18 protein-coding genes are annotated in these 25,430 nt (G+C 35.2%); 11 read left to right on the top strand and 7 right to left on the bottom strand.

Annotation, left to right across the window (positions count from 1 at the left end; all coding sequences use genetic code 11):
* Positions 1–152: 152 nt before the first annotated feature.
* The 6 genes from C4S76_RS09270 to C4S76_RS09245 all read left to right on the top strand — a co-directional run bounded on the left by C4S76_RS09270 (position 153) and on the right by C4S76_RS09245 (position 16,714).
* Complete coding sequence (locus C4S76_RS09270) at positions 153–3,269, top strand: T9SS type A sorting domain-containing protein (protein ID WP_105193893.1); 3,117 nt, start codon at positions 153–155, stop codon at positions 3,267–3,269.
* A gap of 19 nt (positions 3,270–3,288) precedes the next feature.
* A complete protein-coding gene (locus C4S76_RS12160; RefSeq protein WP_105194191.1) occupies positions 3,289–13,293 on the top strand; it encodes a SpvB/TcaC N-terminal domain-containing protein in 10,005 nt (3,334 codons plus the stop codon).
* 8 nt (positions 13,294–13,301) lie between these two features.
* On the top strand, positions 13,302–13,655 hold the full coding sequence (locus C4S76_RS09260; RefSeq protein ID WP_105194190.1) for a hypothetical protein: 354 nt from the start codon (positions 13,302–13,304) through the stop codon (positions 13,653–13,655).
* Positions 13,656–13,746: 91 nt separating this feature from the next.
* A complete protein-coding gene (locus tag C4S76_RS09255) occupies positions 13,747–14,319 on the top strand; it encodes a hypothetical protein (protein ID WP_105194189.1) in 573 nt (190 codons plus the stop codon).
* Between the two features lie 283 nt (positions 14,320–14,602).
* A complete protein-coding gene (gene prfB, locus C4S76_RS09250) occupies positions 14,603–15,718 on the top strand; it encodes a peptide chain release factor 2 (RefSeq protein ID WP_105194188.1) in 1,116 nt (371 codons plus the stop codon).
* 69 nt (positions 15,719–15,787) lie between these two features.
* A complete protein-coding gene (locus tag C4S76_RS09245) occupies positions 15,788–16,714 on the top strand; it encodes an SPFH domain-containing protein (RefSeq protein WP_105194187.1) in 927 nt (308 codons plus the stop codon).
* A 55-nt stretch (positions 16,715–16,769) separates the two neighbouring features.
* Here C4S76_RS09245 and C4S76_RS09240 read toward each other — a convergent pair whose 3' ends face one another.
* Both C4S76_RS09240 and C4S76_RS09235 read right to left on the bottom strand, forming a co-directional pair.
* Positions 16,770–17,093, bottom strand: coding sequence for a hypothetical protein (locus C4S76_RS09240; RefSeq protein WP_105194186.1), 324 nt, complete (start codon positions 17,091–17,093; stop codon positions 16,770–16,772).
* 126 nt (positions 17,094–17,219) lie between these two features.
* Entirely contained in the window at positions 17,220–17,474 is a 255-nt protein-coding gene (locus C4S76_RS09235; RefSeq protein ID WP_105194185.1) for a hypothetical protein, read from the bottom strand.
* Between the two features lie 163 nt (positions 17,475–17,637).
* Between C4S76_RS09235 and C4S76_RS09230 the strand changes: the two genes are divergently transcribed.
* Positions 17,638–18,726, top strand: a complete 1,089-nt coding sequence (locus C4S76_RS09230) for a hypothetical protein (protein WP_105194184.1) — start codon at positions 17,638–17,640, stop codon at positions 18,724–18,726.
* Positions 18,716–19,282, top strand: coding sequence for a hypothetical protein (locus tag C4S76_RS09225; RefSeq protein ID WP_105194183.1), 567 nt, complete (start codon positions 18,716–18,718; stop codon positions 19,280–19,282). Before C4S76_RS09230 ends, C4S76_RS09225 begins: the two co-directional genes overlap by 11 nt.
* Here the strand turns inward: C4S76_RS09225 and C4S76_RS09220 are convergent.
* Genes C4S76_RS09220 through C4S76_RS09210 form a run of 3 tightly spaced genes read right to left on the bottom strand, consistent with a single transcriptional unit; the run spans position 19,249 to position 21,312 of the window.
* The gene (locus tag C4S76_RS09220) at positions 19,249–19,818 is read right to left on the bottom strand and encodes a 5-formyltetrahydrofolate cyclo-ligase (RefSeq protein ID WP_181044097.1); all 570 of its coding nucleotides are present in this window, start codon (positions 19,816–19,818) and stop codon (positions 19,249–19,251) included. The genes C4S76_RS09225 and C4S76_RS09220 overlap by 34 nt on opposite strands.
* Positions 19,819–19,831: 13 nt before the next feature.
* Positions 19,832–20,062, bottom strand: coding sequence for a ferredoxin (locus C4S76_RS09215; protein ID WP_105194181.1), 231 nt, complete (start codon positions 20,060–20,062; stop codon positions 19,832–19,834).
* The gene (locus C4S76_RS09210) at positions 20,062–21,312 is read right to left on the bottom strand and encodes a peptidase U32 family protein (RefSeq protein WP_105194180.1); all 1,251 of its coding nucleotides are present in this window, start codon (positions 21,310–21,312) and stop codon (positions 20,062–20,064) included. Before C4S76_RS09210 ends, C4S76_RS09215 begins: the two co-directional genes overlap by 1 nt.
* 202 nt (positions 21,313–21,514) lie before the next feature.
* Between C4S76_RS09210 and yidD the strand changes: the two genes are divergently transcribed.
* The 3 genes from yidD to C4S76_RS09195 are packed head-to-tail and all read left to right on the top strand — an operon-like array spanning position 21,515 to position 23,668.
* Entirely contained in the window at positions 21,515–21,757 is a 243-nt protein-coding gene (gene yidD / locus C4S76_RS09205; RefSeq protein WP_245915821.1) for a membrane protein insertion efficiency factor YidD, read from the top strand.
* 3 nt (positions 21,758–21,760) lie between these two features.
* Positions 21,761–22,621, top strand: coding sequence for a prolipoprotein diacylglyceryl transferase (gene lgt, locus C4S76_RS09200; RefSeq protein WP_105194178.1), 861 nt, complete (start codon positions 21,761–21,763; stop codon positions 22,619–22,621).
* Positions 22,622–22,624: 3 nt separating this feature from the next.
* A complete protein-coding gene (locus C4S76_RS09195; protein WP_105194177.1) occupies positions 22,625–23,668 on the top strand; it encodes a glutaminyl-peptide cyclotransferase in 1,044 nt (347 codons plus the stop codon).
* A 33-nt stretch (positions 23,669–23,701) separates the two neighbouring features.
* On the opposite strand, the gene C4S76_RS09190 is transcribed toward C4S76_RS09195, so the two are convergent.
* Both C4S76_RS09190 and lipA read right to left on the bottom strand, forming a co-directional pair.
* Positions 23,702–24,412, bottom strand: coding sequence for a hypothetical protein (locus C4S76_RS09190; RefSeq protein ID WP_105194176.1), 711 nt, complete (start codon positions 24,410–24,412; stop codon positions 23,702–23,704).
* An 8-nt stretch (positions 24,413–24,420) separates the two neighbouring features.
* On the bottom strand, positions 24,421–25,278 hold the full coding sequence (lipA, locus tag C4S76_RS09185) for a lipoyl synthase (RefSeq protein WP_245915820.1): 858 nt from the start codon (positions 25,276–25,278) through the stop codon (positions 24,421–24,423).
* Positions 25,279–25,430 lie beyond the last annotated feature (152 nt).

Here is a 25,430-nt window from a genome sequence, read left to right as displayed (position 1 = left end):
AAAACAGCAATACACATCTTGTAATAAAAACTAAGGAGGAGGGATTATATTTAAAACAGCAAACAATAAAAAATAATATACATTAATAATTTTGGAATATAAAATATAAATTTTTAGTTTTGCCGTTCATTTATAAACTAACTATATCTACTATGAAAAAGATCTACACTTTGGTGTCTTTATGTAGCTGTTTATTATATTCCCAAGAAAAAATAATAGGTCCAGGCGGAGTACCCGGAGCAGTTTTATGGATGCAGCCGGTATCCCATACCGAAGATTGGTATGGATCATATAAATGGAAAGATTATTCCGGAGACTCACTACAAGTAAGGTATTACGATCCGCGAGGCGCTTCTTATGGAGTTGAATATTTAGGTAAAGCCGATAACTACCTGCGCAATTATAACTTTAATCCGGCATTAAGTTTTAATACCAATGATAAAGATGCGATAAAGAACCAATTAGAAAACATATCCAATTTTTGTAATTCCGACAATGAAATATCCAAAGAAATATACATTAAAGGATCAAATTTAACCACAGCGACGATAATAGGTGCGTTTTCATTAAGGGCTGACCCAATGGACCAACCCAAGAATATGTTTACATTCAACGGAGTCCCGGGGAATAGCTTTATCTTAAGTACAGATAAGATAATCAACAGCAAAGAAAGCCAAAGAGGCATATTAGATTATGGGGCAGAAGAAGGCTATGACTTTATGTACCATAGCGGGAAGAGTCCCGAATCCGATATGAACCAATTTAAAGAAAGAGCCCTTCGTTCCTTTGTCTATTACCGGACCGGTAAACCCCATACCTCTCTATGGGGAGTAAGAAACCATTCAGTAATATCCTTAGGACATAACTTCAATCCCAGCAATATAAATAACACTTCCACATTTGACCTACCTGGGGGCGACGGAGACTATGCAGAAGCCTATATACCGGAATTATTTATATACGGACGTATATTAACCCCGTTAGAAAGGATAAAAACAGAAAGTTACCTGGCCGTAAAATATGGATTTACCTTGGAACGCTCCTATTTAGATAGTGAAAGTCACCTAATATGGGATCTTGACCAAGATAAAAAATACAGCAAAAGGATCACCGGCATGATACGCGATGATAAAAGCGGATTATTCCAAAAAGGCGGGACCACCTCCTACGAAGAAAATCCAAGCTTTTCCTATAGTGTAGCCGGCGATTCCTATGAACGCCAAGGAAAATCAGTTAATGCAAGCCGCTATGGGCTCCCCAACAGGAATAAATTGTTGGTAATAGAGAGGCTTTCAGCCCATCAAAGCATGAAAGACAAAGATTATGCCTTATGGGGTGATGATAATAAAGGAATAGAGACCCAAACAGATGAACGTTATTTAGGACTTAAGCTTATGAAGCGAAGCTGGTTGTTAAATACCAATATGGGAGGGAGGCAACCAGTTCCGGAGCAGATGAAATGGAGAATAGAGAACCTGGATTATGAACAAAAAGGATATAAAATAAGTATAACGAAACCCGGAGGGAGTGCGGGCACAGGGACATTAGTCAGTGAAAGCCCGATGCCGGGTTATGAAGGGCAGATTTATTTTGAAGTAGGGCAAGGGAGTGGGCCGCTGCTTGTTAAATTCGGGACCCCGAGTATTCCTGAAATAAATAATGCTAATGATTATGGAATATATATTAACGAAAAAGGAAAAATTTACCCAATAATCAAAGGAGTATTAAAATCCCAAGACTTATGGAAACTTAAAGCTACCGCCGGAACACAAATACGCATTACCAAGACCAAAGAATCAATTATAATCAGTGCCAACGGTTGGGCGCTACCGCAAGACGGTCAAGAATTGCCACAAATCTTTATCGATAAAGAAGATATAGATAAAGATTTTTATGTAAGTATCGGAGCCTATAATTACAAAAAAGACATCCAAATAAATAACCTTCGCGCCGAGGGCTTTATAGATACGGGCAACAGAATAGAGCTCTCCTATGGCAAAGGAAGGGCTGAAGAATTTGCAAATTATTCCCAACCCACAGGGTCCCTTAGCTATTTGTTAATAGACCGCTCCGGGACAGGCAATTTTAACCCGGAAAATACAGAAATATACCCTGTAGACGAAAATGATAAGGATCGAACAAAAATTATATTCAACAATATCTTTTTCGATACAGATAATAATGGCAAAGATGCCTTTACCTTCGCTTACAGAGAAAGCAATCTGATAGCTAAAATAGAAAAAGAAAACCCGAGTTGTGATGACTTAGGAGCCTCACAAAAAGACGGAAAAATAACCCTAAAAATAGAAAGAGGCGACGAAGGCTTTCAGTATCAGCTTTATAATATAGAGACCACCCAAATAGAAAAAGAAGGCACCTTCTTTGGCAAAGAAAAATATGAGATCCCAGGCATCCCATTAGGGAATTACACATTAAAGCTAAAAGAAATAGGAGGTTTTAACCTGGTACCTACAACAGAGAATATAGAATCCAAGGGGAACAGTCAGTTTTATGTAAACTCCTCAACCTCCTATGGTTTTTTAGAAACCCATTATAAATCCGAAGCTCAAAATTACCAGATGGGCTTTACCCCACCGGTACCCGGTTTGCCGGATATATATGTAAGAAACGGAATTGAAATTACTCAGGGAAAAATATATAAGATCACCGATAACATAAAAAAACCTACCTCAATAGAAGGGATTCAGCTTAGTGCCGGAGATTTCATTCAGGTACAGAATACAGCCCCCGGGATAGTAGAATATAAAGTAAACGGAACAACCGTCGCTACCGATAAATTTTCCGATAATATTAAACAATATTACACCGTTAAACTCAATGACCCGGGAGAAGGGATTTATAACATAAAACACCATAAGCCACACCCATGGCATTTACAAGGAGTACAAAGGCAGGATTTATCAGAATCCACCATAGAAACCCCCATAACCTTAGAAACCAATTGCAAGGCAACCATAGCCCCTATTATACCTACCCCACAAGAAGAAGAAGATAAAGCCAATAATTTAGTATTATATTATAAAGACTTTACCAATAAATCATCCATTACAGCCAAAATACAACTAAAAGAATCCTCAACGTTGACTTTAGCAGTATTTGATTTTTCAGGAAACCTGATGTATAGTAAAGATATATCAGAAAGCAAAATCGAGCATCAGATAGAATTAGATACCCTGCCTAAAGGAGTTTATATCGTAAAAGTATTTACTTCAGAAGGAGAATTTACCAAGAAAATAAGCATAAACTAACTAGAAATTCAGTCATACCATGATGAAATTAAGCCAGAAACGAGCAAAAGGAATCGCCTATTTCCTACTTATAACAATGGTTTTTCAGAGTTTTGCCCCCTATCTGTCCAAAGCACGGGGAGTAAAAAGAAAAACTGTACGCATTTCCGTAATACAAAAAGGAAAAAAAGCCCGTTCCGCAGAATTTTCCGGACAGGAAGCAGAGCTAAAAAATATAGAAACATCCGCCAGGCAAGAATCAGCAAAAAAAACACTTTTCAATAGAAAGATACAATCCCCGGCAACACTCTATTATTACAAATCCGGGCAGGATGAAGGAGAAATAGGCAAAGTAGCCCACAAAAACTTTGATAATCCCGAAGACAATATGTTCCAGGTCTACCTGGAAAAAGCCCCCGAGAAAAATCAAAGAGTATACTTAACCTATGAACTTTACGGAGTATCGGACCAAAGCGGGGTTTCCCGAAGCATTAACGATTTACCCTCCCAAGGAGGTTATCTCGTACAATCCAATGCCCGATGGACGCTCCAGAAAGAAGAGCTGCGATATGATGAAATTAAAAAAGGAGAAAACTATATATTATTTACAGTTCCCGAAAAAGCTGAATACGGATATAAAATAAAGAACCTAGCCATAGAAATAGATCCCACCCCAATCGCCTCACGAGAAGTAGTAGCCGAATCTTATGCCTATGCAGGGAACGATACCTATGTAAAAGGCTTTACAACACAAAAATCTCTTCACCAAATAGAAATTAACGGGAATCAGGTTTACGTAAATAACGGAAGGTTTGAAACCATACTACCCGGAGTAGTTTCGGAAGTAGAAATAAGCACGGGACAAAATAAAAATAAAATATTAACCCGTATCATTTCAGGCAAACCGGATTACCACCATACCCTGTCAGCAGCACCTTTAGAAACCCAGAAAACCTTTAAAAAACAGAATAGCCAAAATCACCTTTCCTTATCAGGAGCAAAAATAGAAGTACAAGGAGAGAAATTGCTCACAGATAAAAATATAATAATCCGAGGATTAAGGTCAGTAGATTTACCCCCTTTAGACATGGGATTACAAAATGTAACCTCAGGCTCCGAAGGATACAAATTTTTACCACACGGAGAGCATTTTAAAGAAGGAGCAACCGTAAAGATAGCCTATGACCGGACCAAGATACCGAACGGCTATACCGAAAAAGATATTAAAACCTACTATTTTGACATAAACAGCCGCCACTGGGTAGCATTAGAACGAGATAGTGTAGACACCCAAAAACAAATAATAATATCCCATACTACCCATTTTACAGATATGATAAATGGAGTGGTACAAGCGCCGGAGTCGCCCGAGACCCAAGGATTTACCCCTACCACGATGAGTGACATTAAGGTAGCCGACCCTTTGGCAAAAGTAAACGTACTTTCTCCTCCCCAATCGAACAACAAAGGAACAGCCGGTTTGTCATACAACTTTGAGATGCCACCGGCACGAAACGGAATGATACCATCATTAAGCATACAATACAATAGTGATGCTTCCGACGGTTGGTTGGGAGAAGGTTGGGATTTAAACATCCCCGGAATCACCTTAGATACCCGTTGGGGAGTTCCCCGATATGATAAAACCCGGGAAACCGAAACTTATCTTTTAGAGGGAGTTCAGTTATTAACCCGTGGAGCCGACGGAAAGCCCCTATTAGCACACCGTGGAGAAAAAGAAGCCCGAGTACAGGACCGTCTTTTTTACCAACGAAAAGAAGGCAGTTTCTCCCGCATAATAAGAAAAGGGAACACCCCGGGGAGTTATACTTGGGAAGTAACAGACCGCAAAGGGACCCGTTATACCTATGGAGGGAATAACGGGGTACTTAAAGGGAACTTCACCAATGCCAATGGAGAACAACAAGAAGTAATAGCCGAATGGAAACTTTCACGAGTAGAAGAACTTCATGGCGATTACATAGAGTATATATACGAACAGGTAGACGAACCCGTAAGAGGCGGAATCACCTCAAAGGCCTTATACCTGAAAGAAGTCCATGCCGGAAACCGAGGAGAATCGCCCCATACCGTAGTAAAATTCGACAAAACCCAACAAAAACAAAAACAAAAAAGTAATGCCCGATATGGTTTTTTAGCTTCCCAAAACCAACTTTTAACCCGTGTAGAAGTAAATTTTGAAGGAAAAAAACTAAGAGAATATGACCTACAATATAAATCAGGAGCTTTTTATACAGATCTTTTAGACCAGGTAACCCATAAAGACGATAAAGGGGAAGAATTTACTTCCAACCGTTTTGATTATTATGACGATGTAAAATCACAAGAAGGATATGTCCCATTTAAAGAAGAGGAAGAATCTTGGGCAAGTCAAGGAGTAAGACTAAACCAAAGTAACACCACTTCCTATGGAGGTTCATTTTATACAGGATTAGGATACTTTAACGGAGATACAGTTTTCAACAGTGGTACTGCGGGAGGAAGTTATAGTTATTCAACCAGCGTTACAGAAGGAAAATCCACATTTATAGATATAAACGGAGACGGGTTGCCGGATAAAGTATACCAGGAAAAAGGAATGCTTTATTATGAGCCATGTCTATTACCCCCTTTCAAAGGAGATAATTTTGGTAAACCTATAGCCATAAAAGGAGTAAACCAATTTTCTAAAACCAAGTCTAACACTTCCAACGGAGGCGGTTCAGCTAGGGCGGGATTTGGAATAGCTTCGGCAACAGTAGGAAAAAGCACCGGGAGTACTAATACAACAACTACTGTTTATTTTACAGATGTAAACCATGATGGACTTATAGATATAGTATCCCATGGGAAAGTATATTTTAACCATATAACCTGGGACAAAGAAGGAAATCCGGTTCCTAGTTTTACCCAGCAAAGTTCACTTACCCCAAGCCCTATTATGGGAGGAGGCTTTGTAGACAGTTCAGATACCCAGGTAGATCCTAAAGAACAAGAAGATCTCATTTACAACTCTCCGCTTTACGATATAGTAAAAGTATGGGAAGCCCCCTTTGACGGGAAAATAAAAATAGAAGGAGACGTGCAGCTTCTGTCACCACAAGGAGATTATGATCCCGAAGAATACGAAAAATCGGATGGAGTAAGAGTAGCCATACAATTTAAAGGGACCGAAAGATGGAATAAAAGTATAAACAAAGGAGATTTTTCATCTTACCCAACCCATGTAACCCTGCCGGAGACTATAAGCCAAGGAGATAAAATTTATTTTAGAGTACAGTCCGGAAATCAAGAAATGTCTAATGGTAGTTTTGACCAGGTAAATTGGGATCCTGTAATAACCTATATAGAATCAGAAAATATCAAAACCGCACTCGATATTGAGAATCCGGATGGTCAGAAAGTATACATTTTCCCATCAAAAGAAGCCAACATAGCCTCTCAAAGTACAGTAACTCGCGTACCGGAATTTAAAAAAGTAATAATATCAGGAGTTTTAGAAAAGCCGATTACCTCAGATAATGTAACAGTTAAAGTGATTCAGGCGAATGATGATCGCTCACAAGAAGTACAGGTTTACGAAAAAACCTTTGCTTGGAATGAAACCTACGCAGGGAATTTAGAAATAAAAGTTCCAGAAGGCTCAACCTTCACTAACTTTTATTTTTCTCTTACTTCGCCTACTAATGTGAATTGGAAAGAAGTAAACTGGAAACCCCAAATAAAAGTAGATGAAGATGATGATTTTTTACCGGCGACTGTTAATTACAGTATTTACCGACAAATACAACAAGGGAGTTATTATCCGGTAAATTTTGACCAAGCAACAGACGGAGAAAAACCGACCAAGAAATTTACCATTACTTCGCATATAATTCCTGAAAACCCATCAGAAGTTGACGAATTTAGTGGAGATATACATATTTCCGTCAAGAAAAAAACCGGCTTATTAGGAGAATATACAATAACCCTATACAAAGGAATAATCACCAATTCACCGGCTAAAGAAATAGAAGTAACCGCCTCTCTTTCCGCCACAGAAAATATATGGGTAGAAGGATATACACAAGATAAAGGAATCATCAAAAACCTGAAAGCCTTACAATTTACAATTCAGCCGGAAAAAGGTCTTCCAGACCAAATCAGAGGAAACGTATTTACCCCGGAGCAAGAAAGAGGATTCGGTCCCATGTATAGAGGCTGGGGACAATTTATATACAATGCCAATGCCGGACGGTATGCCCAGCCTATGAAAGAAAAAGAATTGGTCCTTCCGGAAAATGAAAATACGCAGTTGGATCCAAGGACCATGATATTTATCCCTATAGGATTAGATACAGAAACCAAAAGTTATTGGGCTGGAGCAGACAGATACGTGTATAACAAAGGCACCATAATGAGTGCTTCCCGTTTAGGAGAAAAAGAAGTACGGCTGACTAATCCTTTAGAAGGAATGAGCAGTAAACCATCCAAAGAAGGAGGATGTTTACAAGGATCAACAGCAGTGGGAGTAAATCTTACCAGCAAATCTAAAAATACCACTAAACAGGTGGGAGCATCTGTAGGAGTTTCGCTTAATTATAGTGATTCCGAAGGTTCAGATGAAACCAAAATATCATTTTCCGATATGAATGGGGACGGCTATCCGGATATCATCACCCCCCATAAAATCCAATATACCAATACCCGGGGAGGATTTGACGGAGAAATAGCCGATGCCGGTAAAGGCTATAAAGGGAACCACTACAGTACCAGTACCAGTAAAGCTTATGCTTTTGGTGCCAACCCTATTACAGCCGTTTCCATATTAACCAAAAAAGGTGATGGGGAAAAAAAGAACTCAGCAAATGCAAAAGCCTCAGAAGTAGGGATCAGTTCAGTAGATTTATCATTTAGCGCACCTAAAATCAGTGAAAAAGTAGAACATACCCTTATGGATATCAATGGAGACGGACTTCCTGACAAAATATATAAAAATGGAAAAGTACGCCTAAACTTAGGCTATGGCTTTACATCAGAGATAGATTGGGATATAGACGAAATACAGAAAGGTAAATCCGAAATCATAAGTGGAGGAGTAGAACTAGGTTTAGAAGCATTTAGAAAAGCAAAAAGTCAAGATGTAGCTTCTTCAAGTTTTTCCGGAGGAATTAATGTAAATACAGTTACCAATACTTCAAAATTCAGCTTTATAGATGTAAACAATGACGGGTTGGTAGATAAAGTACGAATGAGTGATGGGCACGCCTGGGTTTCCCTAAATAAAGGAGCCTCCTTTGCCCGAGAAATAGAATGGAAGCAAATGAGCCGCATTTCCAAGTCTTCCTCAGTAAGTATATCTACGAATGTTTCCTATAACATAAATATTACGATTCCGTTGCCATTTTCAATTCCATTAAAATTAACGCTTAACCCGGGAGTCAGCTCTACCACTTCCACCGCAGTAACCTCTTTTGAAATAAAAGATGTAGATGCAGATGGGTATCCCGATATGGTTTGGACAAGCAATACAGGAAGTATAAAAGTAAAAAGGTCGGCTATAGGAAAAACCAATAAACTCAAAACGGTATCCAATTCCCTAGGTGGAAAATTCACCTTAGATTATACCCATACCGCGGCCACCTATGACCATCCCGGGGGGAAATGGGTATTATCCTCAGTAGAGACCGAAGACGGCATAAAAGATGACGGCTCCAATACCCGAGTAGAATATGTATATACCCAAGGGAAACAAGACAGGCACGAGCGAGAATTCTTAGGATTCGGCAAAGTAGAGATCCACAGCATCGATACCGAAAAAAACAATGAAATCTACCGAAGCACAATACAAGAATATGACGTAAGCGATTACTACCATGCCGGCAATCTGCTCAAGAGCACCTTGCAGGACGGATCCGGGAATAAATACACAGAAACATTACATAAATATTACGAATATGAAGTAAAACAAAAAGGAGTAGCCGATTATGAAATAACTAGCACCCCCTTATGTTCCGATAACCAATCGACCTATACCCCGCTTAAATATACCCAAAATAAAGTATACGAAGGAGGAGATAGGGGAATGATAATAAATGAATCTTTCTATGAATATGGAATAAAAGGGCTTTCATCTAATTTAGGAGAAATTATTTATTATAAATATAGTGACAAAGGAAATTTAGGAGAAAACGGAACCGGACCAAGCAATTACCAGACCCGGATATCCTATACCGCAAATCCTGCCAAACATATTTACGGGCTGATCTCCAAAGTGGTGGTAACAAATAACCAGGGAGGAACAAGCAGGGAAACAGATGTTTCTTACGACCTGAATTATGCCAATCATATAACCCAAATAACGAAGTATTTAGAAGGAGGAGCACCTGTTACAACTAAATATACTTATGATATTTACGGGAATATTACACAAAAAACCTTACCGGGAAACCACAAAAACGAACAGATGTGGTATAAATACCGATATGATTCAAAATACCATATGTATGTAGAACGCATAGACGATGCCTACGGGTATACCAGCCAGTTAGAAAATTATGACTACCGATACGGCATACCGTTAAGTTCAAAAGACATCAACGGGTACTTTATGGAAACCACCCTGGATAATTTAGGAAGAATCCTAACGGTAACCGGTCCTAACGAACTGGAGCTCAATGTGCCCTATACCATTAAAAACGAATATCAGCCTACGGCAGAATTAGATGAGAACGGCGAAATAAAACGTCCGGCCTATGCCGTAACCCGACATTACGACCCGCAGCACCCGGGAGACGATATAGAAACGGTAAGCTTTGTAGACGGCTTCGGAGCAGCCCTACAAGTAAAAAAAGAAGGAATAATCACCGAAACCGATGCACAAGGAAGCCATCCGAAGACCCAAGAAGTCTGGATAGTAAGCGGTAGAAACAAATATGACCCGTTTGGAAGAGTAATTGAAAGTTACTATCCCGTAACCGAAGACCCGTCCAACAAACTCATATTCAACCGCACCTTTGATACCGTAGCCCCAACGCGCACGCGTTACGATGTCTTAGACCGAATGTTGGAAACCACCCTTCCGGATGAAACCCAGAGTACCGCAGCCTATACCCTGAACCCTTCGGATCGTACCCGGGTAACCACTACCACCGATGCCTTAGGAGGAAAACAGGCCACCTATACCAACGGATCCGGATTAACAGTAAAAACCGAACAATTATCCGGTCCATCAGGAACTATAACCACCCGTTTCACCTACGACGACATCCAACAGTTGACCGAGGTAACCGATACCGAAGGACAGAAGACCACTTCCCGATATGATATGCTGGGAAGAAGAACACAAATTACCCATCCTTCCGCCGGAACCGTAACCTTAGCCTATGATGACCTAGGAAATGTAATTAGCCGCCAGACCTCAAACTTAGCCCCAACCGGCAAAACTATAAACTATGAATACGAATATACACGGCTAAATAAAATTACCTATCCGGAACATCCCGAAAACAATGTAACCTATTACTACGGGAATAAAAATGCCAAAGAAAACCGTGTCGGCAGGCTTATGCTGCAAGAAGATGCCACCGGAGCCCAAGAATTTAAATACGGAACCCTGGGAGAAGTAACCGAAGTACGCCGCACCGTGATTATTCCGAACCAGGCCATAGCCACCTATGTCACCCAGATGCGCTATGACAGCTGGAACCGAATAGAACAGATCATCTATCCGGATGAAGAAAAAGTAAGCTATAGCTACAATACAGCCGGGCTATTGACCGGAGTAAAAGGCAGCAAGTCCTACAGCTACAACTATGTAAACCAGATAGGTTATGATAAATTCGAGCAAAGGAACTACCTGAAATACTGCAACGGTACCGAAACCACCTATACCTATGATCCACAACGCCGCAGGCTGACGGACTTACAAGTATGGACTCCGACAGGCAACCGAACCCAGATAATGGATAACCGTTATACCTACGATGCCGTAAGCAATGTATTAAGTGTAGCCAACCAGGCCCCACTACCGGGAAATTCATCGAATAATCCGGGAGGACAAATGAAGCATGAGTACACCTATGACAGCCTATACCGCTTATCCTCAGCCGCAGGCACCTATACCGGAGCAGACGGGAAAACCGCCGGATACCAACTCACCATGGAGTATGATAACCTGCATAACATAGTAAGTAAAAAACAAGACCTGACCCAAAAGAACATTATGTTTGACGGAGGGCTGAGTGCAGGGTATGAGCTGAAATATAAGTATGATTCCCACAAAAAGAATCAAATCACCTCACTGGCAGATCAGAATTACCGTAACGAAGAAGAAAAAATCCAAGAAAAACGAGAACAAAAACAAGACTGGCAGTATGACCCTAACGGGAACCTTATTTACGTAAATACCAGCCAGAAAAAGAAAGACGGCACCTTAACCGATAAAACCGGAGAAAGGAAACTGCTTTGGGATGAAGAAAACCGCCTACGCGCCCTAGATGACAACGGATATGTAAGCAACTATTGGTATGATGCCTCAGGAGAAAGAGTGATAAAAACCAGCGGAGAGAGTGAACAGATGTATGTAAACGCACTATTTGCCGGAGGGAACACCCAAACCGGACGATTCACCGCCTATATCAATCCGTATTTAGTAGTGAGCCCTAATGGGAAATACACCAAGCATTACTACATAGGAAGCCAACGAATAGTAAGTAAACTCGGCGATATAGAAAGCTTCGGGGCAGACCCGCGCAGAATAGAATATGCCGGCGATGACCTACGAGGAGTAAAAATAAACTGGAAAGAAAAATACGAACGTAGCCTGCAGGATATAAAAGACAACTATGCGTATTTTGAAGTGCCTTACCATGGAAAAGACCATAATGATTATGTAAACGGAGCAGGCTTCTGCTGTGAAGGAAAGGATAAAAAACTCCAAGCCTATGGAGGCGGAATCGGCAAAGGGAATGAAGAATATGAAAAGATGCAGTATTATTATCATGCAGATCATTTGGGAAGTAGCAGTTATATTACTAACTTAGACGCACAAATAGTACAGCATGTAGAATATGTACCATTTGGGGAGGTGTTTATTGAGGAAAGGAACCAGAGTTGGAATACCCCTTATTTGTTTAATGGCAAGGAACTGGATGAGGAAACGGGGTTATACTATTACGGGGCAAGATACTATAACCCGAGGGAGTCTATCTTTTTAAGTTTGGATCCAATGTTTGAAGAAACAATGACTCCGTATCAGTATACTTATCAAAATCCAATTAAGTTTACAGATCCTACAGGGATGGAGGGAGAACCAAAAAGTAATCCCGATAGTTTTTGGCATAAAATAACTTGGTCTAAGGCACATAGGAATGCAGAGAGATATGCAAATAAAATGAGATATGGAAATAATAAAGTTGATGTAATAAAGCATGATAGTGGAGACTGGGCTGTATTTACTGATTATAATGATGGATTAAAAAATAGATCAACTTTTTCTTCTAAAGGAATGGTCGATAGTCAGGATTATGGAGTTTTTGTTGGTGACATAGATGCTACTTTGGAAGGGACTAATACTACTTTTACATATCCTACTTATGGATCCCCTAGCATAGGTTTGCCTAATCCATTTCAAGGAAAGAGCCAGTTTGATATAGTAATGGTAGATACTAATCCAGTAATGACAAGTATAGCATCTTCAGTGGCTCCACCATTAGGATTTTTAGCAGGGGGAATCGAAACTTATGTATCTGCCAGAGATGGAGATTATGTAGGAGCTACCTATGGTGCAGTAATGTTAGGTTTTAGTGCTAAAATGTCAGGTCCAGCAAATCAATGGTTTAGAGGTGCTAATAATAAATTCACTTTAACTCCTGGGAATACATATAGTAGGACATTAGGACAAGGTACAGTAGGGTTTAAGTGGGGAGCTAGCCCTAAATATTTGAATGAAATTCCTAATCCAGGTATGCAGAAAATTAATCAAATGTTAAGAAGAACTTCGTTGCCAGTGAAAGATAAGCTCGGATTACAAGAAGCTGGACATTTTCATTTAAAAACTAGATAAATATTATTGTGAAATACTTAAAAGTAAAATTAGAAGAATCAAAGGGTAAAGTAATTGAAAGTAAAGGATGTCTATTCTTTTGGATATTGGATAAACTATTTACACACAAATCTAATGAGGAAAATAAAGTAACTTATTGGTTACTTGAGTTTGAATATAATGATTGGAATTATAAAAATGAAGTTAAAAGAGAAATAGGTTTGAATGAAAATGGAAGGATAATAGTTCGTTTACCTAATAAAAAAAATGAAATAGGTTTTTGGGCTGATGAAGATGTTGATTATCTGTATTTTATTAATCATCTTAAGTATGAAAAAATATCACAAGAATATTTTGAAGAGAAGTGGAATGAATTAAAATAACTAAAAAACCCCTCGCAATTGCGAGGGCTTTCAAAGACATTAAAAACAAAATAATTAATAAAACAAAACAACTATGAAAAAGTTTTTACTAATGAGTATAATATTCCTGATAGGAATAGGAGTCAACGCACAAACAGGAGGCATAAAAGTAGCTTCCAAAGTATATTTAAAAAACGGAGAAATCAAGGAAGGCAGATCTATGATGAATGTAAACAATACCCGGATAAAAGTAATGGGCATAGGCGTAAGAATTAAGGGTAAGAAATTTATGAAAGAGATCAAGCTAAAGCCCAAAGGAGGTAAAAGGATGAAAATAAGCATAGACCAGATAGATAAGATAGAGTATCAGTTACCAGCAAAAATGTTTAGCAAAGAAGTAAAAACGGTAACTTATAAACCCATGGAAATAGAAGGAGAAACAATTCTGGCCAAAGAAATAGTAGCCAATAAACTGTATTCTGTGCATAAATTAACAGCAGTAACATTAAGGAATGATACTACTACCGAAAATAGAGAACAAGGTCAGCAAAATGTGTATTACCTAAATAAAGGAGGAAAATATGTGAAAACCACCTTAGCGTCGATAAAGAAAAAGTATAATTGCAGTATGGAAGAGGGCAAAGGCAGAGAGGATAAGATCGCTCAGTGTCTAAAAGGGAAATAATCCAGAGCATAAATAATAAACAAAAAAAGCCCCGAAATTGCGGGGCTTTTTTTGTTAAATAATTTTCTCATTAATAGTACTCGTTTACGATTTAATTTAAAAAGTGTATTTATATAATTTCAAACTTTATAAAAGTTCTTTACTCTATTCTATAGATGGAATTAAACTTGAATTTTAATATATAAAGCACAAGATTTACGAATTTAAATAGGTTGTATATATAATTTATTGTGTAATAAACAGTATAAAAATATAAATCTGAAAATTAGTATTTTTGCAATCTATGGTTACACAGGAAAATCTAAAAGAAATACAATCCAGAATACAGGGATTATATGAATATTTAGAAATAGAAAAAAAGCAGGTAGAAGTTCAGAATGAAGAAGAAAAATCTTCAGATCCTACATTTTGGGATAATCCTAAACAAGCAGAATTGTTATTAAAAAATTTGCGGTTAAAAAAAAGATGGATAGAAGAATATAATGAAGTTTATCTTTTATATGAAGATTTAACGGTATTGTTGGATTTTTATAAATCTGGAGAAGTTTCTGAGGAAGAAATAGAAGTACAATATCTTAAATTGAATAAAAAACTGGAAGAAATCGAATTTAAAAATATGCTATCTGCAGAAGGGGACGATCTGAGCGCTATTTTACAAATCACTGCCGGAGCAGGAGGTACCGAAAGTTGTGATTGGGTTGGCATGCTTATGCGTATGTATATCATGTGGGCAGAAAAACATAAATTCAAAGTCAGAGAACTCAATTATCAGGAAGGAGATGTTGCAGGAGTAAAAACTGTGACTCTTGAAATTGATGGAGAATACGCTTTTGGATATTTAAAAGGAGAAAACGGAGTTCATCGTTTGGTTAGGATATCCCCTTTTGATTCTAATGCGAAGCGGCATACTTCATTTGCATCTGTGTACGTATATCCATTAGTAGATGATTCTATAGATATACAAATAAATCAGGCATCCATTTCATGGGATACTTTTCGTTCTAGTGGAGCAGGGGGGCAAAATGTTAACAAAGTGGAAACAGGAGTAAGACTAAGGTATAAATATAAAGATGAATCACAAGAAGAACAAGAAATCATAATAGAAAATACAGAAAGTCGGTCACAATTACAAAATAAAGAAAAAGCCCTGCAATTATTAAAATCGAGATTATTTGAAATGGAGTTGGAAAAAAGAAATGCCAAACGAGAAGAAATAGAAGCAGGTAAAATGAAAATAGAATGGGGAAGCCAGATTAGAAATTATGTTATGCATCCATACAGGCTGGTAAAAGATGTACGAACAGGGACTGAAACTTCAGATGTAGATGGGGTTATGAATGGGGAAATAGATGAGTTTTTAAAATCCTATTTAATGTTAATGGGACAAAAAAACAAATAATAATAAAAGGTATAAATAATTTTTAATATCTTTAAATAAATTATAAAACAAAACTAAACAATTAAATTTATGGAAGTAATTGTATTTCTATTTTACTGTATCGTTTTCTTTATTTTTATTATTATTCTTCTATTAGTACTAGGAGCTTTTTTTACCGTTAAACAACAAACTATAGTGATTGTAGAGCGATTAGGAAAATTTCAAAGTATTCGTCAGCCGGGATTTAATTTTAAAATACCAATAATAGATTCCATTGCAGGTAAAGTAACCCTTAAAATACAACAACTGGATGTTACAATTGAGACAAAAACCAAAGATGATGTTTTTGTAAAAATTAAAGTTTCCGTTCAATATCAGGTGATGCAATCTGCGGTGTATGATGCATTTTATAAATTACAAAATCCGCATGAACAAATTACCTCATATGTTTTTGATGTTGTACGGGCTGAAGTACCTAAGCTAAGGTTAGATGACGTTTTTGAACGGAAAGATGATATTGCCATAGCGGTTAAAGGAGAGTTGCAAGAAGCTATGCAAAGCTATGGATACACAATAATAAAAACATTGGTTACAGATATAGATCCCGATGAACAGGTAAAACAAGCTATGAACAGAATCAATTCAGCAGAAAGAGAAAAAATAGCTGCAGAATATGAAGCAGAAGCTGAAAGAATAAAGATTGTTGCTAAAGCTAAAGCAGAGGCAGAAAGTAAACAATTACAAGGAAAAGGAATAGCAGATCAAAGAAGAGAAATTGCTAAAGGATTAGAAGAATCCGTTAAAGTATTAAACGGAGTAAATATAAACTCTCAAGAAGCCTCCTCATTAATAGTGGTTACTCAACATTACGATACACTAAGTTCCATAGGGTCAAACAATCGATCCAACCTAATATTATTGCCCAACAGCCCCAGTGCAGCCAGTGATATGCTAACCAATATGTTAACTTCTTTTTCCGCATCGCAATATGTAGGAGAAAAATTAAAAGAAAAATAATAAAAAAAAGGAAGTGTAATTACACTTCCTTTTTTTTAAATTTTTATAAAAAACGTTATTTAGTAACTTTATTTTTTACATCGTTTGCAGCATCTTTTACATCTCCGGCTGCATTTTTAGCAGCATCTTTTACTTCATTTGCTGCATCTTTAGCTGCATCTTTTACCTCTCCGGCTGCATTTTTTACTGTTTCCTTAACACTAGCAGAAGAAGAATCAACTTTTTTAGATACAGAATCAATTACTGTAGAAGCAGCAGAATCCACTTGAGCAGAATCAGCAGGAGTATTGTTTTGATTAGCTTGTTTTTTATCACAAGCGATAAATGAAGAAGTTGCAATTACAGCAACAGCAGCGAAATTTAAAATTGTTTTTTTCATAACTTTTTGATTTTTAATTATATATTTTTTTTGATTTTTAAGGAATTAAAGGGTTTTTAGATTTGAAAAAAGGTTACAGGATTGTAACCTTTTTTCGTATTTTTGTTTAAATCTTTTATACAAAAATTATTTGCTTTCTTCAGCTTTAGCTGGAGCATCTTTAGCCGGAGCTTCTTTAACTGAAGCATCTTTAGCAGAATCAGCTTTAACGCTAGTTGAATCAGCAGCTGGAGCAGGTGCTTGAGTATCAACTGCAGTTGAATCAACAGCAGTAGAATCAGCAGCTGGAGCAGCGTCAGTAGCTTGTTTTTTATCACAAGCGATAAATGAAGAAGTTGCAATTACAGCAACAGCAGCGAAATTTAAAATTGTTTTTTTCATTGTGTTTTTAAATTTAAATATTTTGTTATAAGTTTATGATGCAAATATAGAATAGATGATAGTACTTGTGAAATATAAACAATTGTAATATGTTTGTAAAACGCTAAATAGTATTTTACAAAAAAACACATATGATTTTCAATTACTTAGAATTAATTTACAAATGATAACTCAGGAAGAATTGTTGTTTGATAGGCTAAAAAAGGAGGTGGCTCAAACTTTTTTACAAGATTTTCCTTCTTCTAATCCTGATATTTCTCAGTGGAAAGGATTAGATATTATATACTTTCAGGAACATTTGAGACAAAAAGTTAAAGGAAATGTGAGTGAAAAGTGGTTTTACACCTATTTTAAATCTCCATTTGAAAAATTACCACGTATAGATATGCTTAATTTATTAGCTCAGTATTGTGGATATAGAAGAGGATGGACCGAATTTACAGAAACCATACATTTAGAGTCTCTTTCAAATACGCAAAACAATCATATAACAAAATCAGAAAAACCTAACGAAGCTCTTTTAAATAACAATACAACTGAGTCTGAATCAGGAAAAAATGAACAAGCCGATAAAGAAGAAGTTAATTATAAAAAACCAATAAAAACAAAGGCATATATATATGTAGGAATTATTTTGATTGTTCTTATCTTTATAGTATATGGTTTTATTAAATTCTATGAAAATAAAAATACATATGATTTTTGTTTTTATGATGCAGATCGTGGTACCTTAATTAAATCTAAATTAGAAATTATTGTTCAGAGACAAGGCTTTTCTCCCGAATATTATGCCGTAAGTAATGGTTGTTTTTCTTATAAATCTACCACAGATACATTAAAGATGATTGTAAGTTCACCAATTTATAAAAAAGAAACTTTTGTGGTGGGGTTGAAAGAAATTAGAGATAACGGAGAAGATAATCATAGAAATTTTAAACTTAGGCCAGATGATTATGCAATTATGTTATATTATTATTCAACACTTTTAAATAGCGCAGATGAAAAACAAAAATCAGAATTAATTAAACAAAGAAAAGAAGAACTTAATAAATTAATTGCAGATAATGCTTTAATTTATCAAGTGTATGACAGTGAGTTGTTTGGTGTGGAAGTTTTAGATAAGAAAAAGTATATCGATTTTATGACTACTCCCACAACCTCATTAAAAAACTATGTTTTAATCGCTAGCCAGACGGATAAGAATAATAAAATTAATTTGATTAAATTTAAAATACAGAAGGATGAAAATTAAATATATATTTCAATTTATTTTACTGAACCTATTGTTGTTTTTTGTTGCTTGTAATAAAGATAAATATTATGAAGGAGAAAAAGATCCGAAAAAGATAAAAGGATATAAAAACGAAAACTATTATGCTTCGGGTGAAATGGACTCTTTACAGGCAATTTCTCATATTACTGCTCAAAAATTACAAGAAGTTTATGATTTGGCTATTTTAGCAGCAGAAAATAAATCTAATAAAGATATAGATACACTTTTACTATCTCAATTACAAGGGTATTTCCCGCAGGAAGATACAATTTTTGTATCTAGAATAGTGAATGGCTTGGACTCTCTTAAAGTTAAATTTGTAAAAATAGAGCTGGATAAAAAAAGTCTTGAAAATTTCAATGCTTTACACGATTCCATAGGGACAGTAAAATATAAAATCCAATTTTATGATAAGAATAAAAAATTTTTCACTTCACAAGATAAAAAGGCTAATTATATACTAAAAAAGAATCCGGAAAAGTTTAAATCAGAATTTAAATTTTATTTTTCATCCATTGGGAATGCAGAAAAATAATTAGGAGTAATAATGTAATCTAAAGTTAAATCCCAATCGGAGATATCTGTAATTTTATTTATTGGATTAAAAAAAGATAGCCCAATTTTTTTTGATAAGGGGAAATTACTTAAAAATTTATCATAGTAACCTTTCCCATATCCTACTCGGTTTCCTTTTTTATCATAAGCCAATAAAGGAATAAAAATGCAATCAATACATGGCTGAATTACAGGTTCTTTACCCCTGGGTTCCGGAATTCCCCATTTATTGATTTCCATATTTGTGTCAGGAGTTAGTATATAATGCGATAGTGAATGATCTTTTATTTTAGGACAAAAAAGTTGTTTTTTATTTTTATGCAAATAATTAATTAAAAATGAAGTTTGGACTTCTTTTTTATTTCTCATAGAAAGAAAAATATGAAAAGAAGTAAAATGAGAGAGTCCTGATAAGATAAATTGATCCAATATCTTTAAAGAGTAATTTTCTATTTCTTTTTCAGAAAGTAAATTTCGTTCTGTTAAAAAATGAGAACGAGCTTCCTTTTTATTCATGAAAAGCATAGACTTATATTTTTTTTACAGAAATAATCTTTACAGGACAAGCTTTTGCAGCTTTGTCGGCAGAATCAAAAATAGAATCGTCAGGATTTTTAATAGTATAAAAACCTTTTTTTTCCTGAGATCTTAATAAAACAGATTTCCCATCTTTTTTAGACATTCGAAAGTTTTCAGGATCGAATTCAGCACAATAATTACAACCAATACATTTGTCCCTTTGTAAAGTTATAATAACCATTAAGATAGAGAGTTTTTTACTATTTTATATAATTTATCCGATGGACGAACTTTAAAACTGACAGGCATTGTAAGAATATCACCTTTTTTTGCTTCCTGGGCCGGCACGTCATCTACCATCATTGAAGCTACTTCGGATTCCTGAGAACCGGTTGTGGGGCCTTGAATTAAAATTCTGTCTCCGATATTTAAATTGTAGGCTTCAATTTCAAATTCCCCTATCCTAGTTTTAGGATAATAATGTCTTCCTTTACCAATATATACTTTTTTTTGTGTAGCATTTGAACCCGGATTATCAGACCACTCACCTAATTTTTGACCTAAATAATATCCACTCCAGAATCCACGGTTGTAAACAGTTTCCAATTTGGACATCCAATTATAAACTTTCTCTTTAGAAAAGCTACCATCTTCAATAGAGTCAATAGCCTCACGGTAACAACGCGTAACTGTAGCAACATATTCAGGAGCTCTCCCTCTTCCTTCAATTTTTAATACTTTTATTCCGGAATCTATTACTTGATCCAAAAAATCTATTGTACAAAGATCTTTAGGAGACATCATATATTCATTATCTAATTCAATTTCAAAACCTGATTCCTGATCTATAACAGTATATTTTTTACGACAATTTTGTTTACAGGCGCCTCGATTTGCCGAGGAGTTATGAGAATGAAGACTTAGGTAGCATTTTCCTGAAATAGCCATACATAGAGCTCCATGTCCAAAAATTTCTATTTCTACAAGTTTCCCATTAGGTCCTTTTACTTGTTCCTTTTCAATTTGGGAAGTTATTTTTTTTACTTGGTTAAGACTTAGTTCTCTGCTAAGCACCATAGTATCAGCAAAGAGAGAATAAAACTTAACAGTTTCAATATTAGTTATATTGATTTGGGTGGAAATATGTACCTCCATTTGAATTTGGCGCGCATAAGAAATCACAGCCTGATCCATAGCTATAACTGCTGTAATGTTGGCAGCTTTAGCACGTTCTAATACGGTTTTTATGATAGAAAGATCATGATCATAAATAATAGTATTAAGTGTAAGATAAGTTCTTACATTTTTTTCTGTACATCTTCTGGAAATTTCATCTAAATCGTGTAATGTAAAATTTATAGAAGAACGGGCGCGCATATTTAGCTGTTCTACTCCAAAATATACAGAATCAGCTCCATTATCTAAAGCAGCCTGAAGTGATTCAAAATTTCCTGCCGGTGCCATTAATTCTATTTTCCCGCTTCGTTTCATTCAAAATATTTCTTGTTTTGCAAAAATACTAATTATTACTTACATAAATGATAAATGTCAGACAAGTAAATGGCTAAAAATAAGAAATTAGCTTACTTTTTAAGAAAATCATTTTTATCAATACTTTGGCAAATATTTATATATGAGGAACAGATATTTTAATCAAAAACTATATATATTTGTCAAGAATTATAATAATGCTGTGGGAAACAAAATAGCCATATTGCCATTAGTAGTTTTGATTAGGTTTTATCAGAAGGCTATTTCTCCCTGGATGGGGAATAATTGCAGGTATACACCCACCTGTTCTAACTATATGCTGGAAGCTCTCAAAATTCATGGGCTTTTTTATGGTTTTTGGTTAGGAATTAAAAGAATATTACGTTGCCATCCCTGGGGAGGATCCGGGTACGATCCGGTTCCGCAGAAAAAAAATAATATATAAGATATGAGCCATTTATTGTATATAATATGGGACCCTAGTTTAGGTATACATTTAGGAAATTTTACACTTAGGTATTATAGTCTGATGTATGTGATAGCTTTTGGTTTAGGGTTTTATTTAATGGATATTATTTTTAAAAAAGATCATATAAATCGGAAATTATTAGACCCGTTATTTATTTATATGTTTTTAGCGGTTATTTTGGGTGCCAGATTAGGACATGTTCTATTTTATCAAAAAGAATTATTTGTAGAAGATCCGTTAGCAGTTTTTTTACCTATCAGAACAAAACCAGATTTTGAGTTCACAGGTTTTCAGGGCTTGGCAAGTCACGGAGCAGCTATAGGTATTTTAATATCTTTATACCTCTTTAGTCGTAAATATTTGAAAAGAAATATTTTATGGATTTTAGACAGAATTGTAATTCCTGTAGCTATAGGCGGAATGTTTATACGTTTTGGAAATTTTATAAATTCAGAAATAGTAGGGAAAGTATGTAGTGAAAATTTACCTTGGGGAGTACTTTTTATTCAACAAGATACCCATGAATATGGAGTTGTTTCACCGAGGCATCCTGCTCAATTATACGAAGCCTTGGGCTATTTTCTTTTATTTATTTCTCTTCTTTATATATATTTTAGAACGGACAAGAAAAAATATTTAGGTTGGATATTCGGGTATTTTCTAATCATTTTGTTTGGAATACGTTTCATAGTAGAATTTTTTAAGGAACCTCAGGGAAAAGAATATATTAACTGGTTTGGCTTAAACACGGGTCAATGGTTAAGTATTCCTTTTATTATCGCAGGAATATTCATTCTTATTACTGCAAAAAACAGATTGTATATTGATAAAAATAAATAAAAAATGAAAAAGATATGTTCTTATAAGATATTTTTCTTGCTTTTGATCCTTTCTTTTATAATTATAGGGTGTAAAGATAATTCCGATATAAGTGTTAGTACAAACTTTGATCATTTAGATGAGAAAGGTTTGCATTGGGGAGACAAATTACCTTTGGAATTTAACACTGCTGATGCAACGATCGATTCTTATACTATAAAATTAAATGATAGAGTATATACCAATCAAAAAAATATTATTTTAGATTCTACCAATACAAAATTAGGCTCAAATTATTTGGTTTTAACCTTACAATATAATGGACAGCATAAAAAAGAAATTGATGCTACTTTTAATGTGTTTGCAAAAAATAATGAAAAAAAACTGAATTATAAAATAATTCAGGAATATCCTCATAATCCGGAATTATTTACTCAAGGTTTTGTATATAAAAATGGTATAATTACAGAAAGTTCTGGGCAATATGGCAAATCTAAATTAGTTAGATATCCATTAGGAGCTACTACTTATACACAAAGTGTGAATTTAGATCCAAAATATTTCGCTGAAGGTTTTTCTATTCTTAATGGTAAGATTTACATGTTAACTTATAAAGAAAGAACAGCGTTGGTTTATAATGAGTCTGATTTTAAATTTGAAAAAGTAATTCCTTTTCCAGGAGTAATTATAGAAGGTTGGGGAGCTACTACCATCGGAAATGAAATTGTAGTTTCAGACAGTTCTTCAGAATTGAAATTTTTTGATTCTAATTTTAATTTGAAAAGAAAAATAACGGTCGTAGGATATGACAGAATTTATTCTTATGTGAATGAATTAGAGTATGCAAATGGGTATATCTATGCCAATGTTTTTAATGAAGATATTATTTTAGTAATAAATCCTAAAACTGGAGAAGTTATAGCTAAAGCATCTTTTCCTGACTTGGTGAAACATAATCAAACTGATGAGGAAGCCGTTCTTAACGGAATTGCTCAAATAGAGGGAAATACTTTTTTAATTACTGGGAAATTATGGCCTAAAATGTATAAAATAGAATTTAGCTTATAATGTAAAAATTCAAATTATAAAAATAAAGGTTATTTATAAAGATCTATCACTAGAAAATAATAGATCTCCTGTATCGCCATCAATTTCATATTTATGATAAAGCCAATCACTAGCAGAATTAGAAAATAGGGCTTTGCCTAAAGTTTTTCGGTTTTGGGTTTCAATATTTTCTTTTCCTTTTAAAATTTTAATGGTCCAAATCTTTTTTTCCTCTTTTGTTTCAAAAGTTACTTCTATTCTTTGATTTCCAGTATTTAGATATCTTCCTTTTCCGGAATCTAAATTTATATATCCCTTTTCCTGAATAAATTTTAAAATATCTAAAGGTTTAACAGAACCAAATTTTTCTTCTTCATTGACTTCTTTATATAATTCACCATTTTTTTTGTAGTAAAGAGAAGTGCCTATCCATGTTTTTTGTCCCAATACGGTATGTACAGCTCTTAAATTTCCGTTAGTATAATATAACTTATACAAGCTGAAAAAGGAAGGAGCTGGTAAATCTACCCATACATAACCTCCGAAGACATAATCGAATCCCATTTGGGTAATGGTCTCTCCATTTTCTTTTTTATAAGGTTGTTTTCCATAATTAGTATTAGCGAACTCTTCAAAATTAAATTTTTCTACAGGGAAATTATTTTTAAGAGCAGTTTCTTCATTTTTAGTTGAAATAGTTTTACAACAAATTAATGTAGAACTTAATAAAATAAAAAAAATATAATATTTTACTTGTGTATTCATAATAATTATTAATTTACATGTCGTTCAGCATGATAAGAAGATCGTACAAGCGGGCTACTTTCAATATGTAAAAATCCGCCTAAATGTGAAGCAAAATTTTCATATTCCTTAAACTGCTCAGGAGAAATATATTCTTTTACAGGCAAATGCTTTTTGCTGGGTTGCAAATATTGGCCTATAGTTATAACATCTACTTTTGCCTCGTGAATATCTTTTATAGTCTCAAAAACTTCGTCTGTAGTTTCCCCTAATCCTAACATAATTCCTGTTTTAGTTCTTCGTTGCCCTTGTTCTTTCATGTATCTTAAAACTTCTAAGCTTCTGTCGTACTTGGCCTGGATTCTAACTTCTCTTGTTAACCTTCTCACCGTTTCTAAATTATGGGATATAACTTCAGGAGCAGCATCTATAAGTCTATCAATATGTTTGTGTATCCCTTGGAAATCAGGAATTAATGTTTCCATAGTAGTTCCCGGACTTATTCTTCTGATTGCACCAATTGTTTCTGCCCAAAGAATAGATCCCATGTCTTTTAAATCATCTCGATCTACTGAAGTAAGTACAGCATGTTTTACTTTCATTAATTTAATGGATTTAGCAACCTTTTCAGGCTCTTCCCAATCAATTTCTGATGGACGACCGGTTTTCACCCCACAAAACCCGCAACTTCTTGTGCATATATTTCCTAAAATCATAAAGGTCGCAGTACCCTCTCCCCAGCATTCACCCATATTTGGACAACTTCCACTTTGGCAGATGGTATTGAGCTTATACTTATCAACCAATCCCCTTAACTCTTTATAATTTTTTCCACTAGGTAATTTTACTCTTATCCACTTAGGTTTTGTTCCTATTGATGCTTCCATTTTCATATTACTATAACTTACAAAGTTACTAACTTTTTATTAGTATTACCTATAGAGTGATTCTATAGATAAAAGTAATTTTATAATAAAAAAAAACATGCGAAAATAACCGTTTGTGCCATAATTTTTGATATAAAATTTAACGAATTATT

The sequence above is a fragment of the Apibacter adventoris genome (assembly GCF_002964965.1).
Lineage (GTDB): Bacteria > Bacteroidota > Bacteroidia > Flavobacteriales > Weeksellaceae > Apibacter > Apibacter adventoris.
This window is presented reverse-complemented; position numbering and strand designations above follow the sequence as displayed.

Coding starts and splice junctions, on each gene's coding strand:
- lgt (WP_105194178.1), top strand. CDS start 21,761: ATGAGCCATTTATTGTATATAATATGGGACCCTAGTTTAGGTATACAT.
- C4S76_RS09195 (WP_105194177.1), top strand. CDS start 22,625: ATGAAAAAGATATGTTCTTATAAGATATTTTTCTTGCTTTTGATCCTT.
- lipA (WP_245915820.1), bottom strand. CDS start 25,278: ATGGAAGCATCAATAGGAACAAAACCTAAGTGGATAAGAGTAAAATTA.
- C4S76_RS09215 (WP_105194181.1), bottom strand. CDS start 20,062: ATGGTTATTATAACTTTACAAAGGGACAAATGTATTGGTTGTAATTAT.
- prfB (WP_105194188.1), top strand. CDS start 14,603: ATGGTTACACAGGAAAATCTAAAAGAAATACAATCCAGAATACAGGGA.
- C4S76_RS09270 (WP_105193893.1), top strand. CDS start 153: ATGAAAAAGATCTACACTTTGGTGTCTTTATGTAGCTGTTTATTATAT.
- C4S76_RS09230 (WP_105194184.1), top strand. CDS start 17,638: ATGATAACTCAGGAAGAATTGTTGTTTGATAGGCTAAAAAAGGAGGTG.
- C4S76_RS09220 (WP_181044097.1), bottom strand. CDS start 19,818: ATGAATAAAAAGGAAGCTCGTTCTCATTTTTTAACAGAACGAAATTTA.
- C4S76_RS09225 (WP_105194183.1), top strand. CDS start 18,716: ATGAAAATTAAATATATATTTCAATTTATTTTACTGAACCTATTGTTG.
- C4S76_RS09190 (WP_105194176.1), bottom strand. CDS start 24,412: ATGAATACACAAGTAAAATATTATATTTTTTTTATTTTATTAAGTTCT.
- C4S76_RS09245 (WP_105194187.1), top strand. CDS start 15,788: ATGGAAGTAATTGTATTTCTATTTTACTGTATCGTTTTCTTTATTTTT.
- C4S76_RS09235 (WP_105194185.1), bottom strand. CDS start 17,474: ATGAAAAAAACAATTTTAAATTTCGCTGCTGTTGCTGTAATTGCAACT.
- C4S76_RS12160 (WP_105194191.1), top strand. CDS start 3,289: ATGATGAAATTAAGCCAGAAACGAGCAAAAGGAATCGCCTATTTCCTA.
- C4S76_RS09240 (WP_105194186.1), bottom strand. CDS start 17,093: ATGAAAAAAACAATTTTAAATTTCGCTGCTGTTGCTGTAATTGCAACT.
- C4S76_RS09255 (WP_105194189.1), top strand. CDS start 13,747: ATGAGTATAATATTCCTGATAGGAATAGGAGTCAACGCACAAACAGGA.
- C4S76_RS09210 (WP_105194180.1), bottom strand. CDS start 21,312: ATGAAACGAAGCGGGAAAATAGAATTAATGGCACCGGCAGGAAATTTT.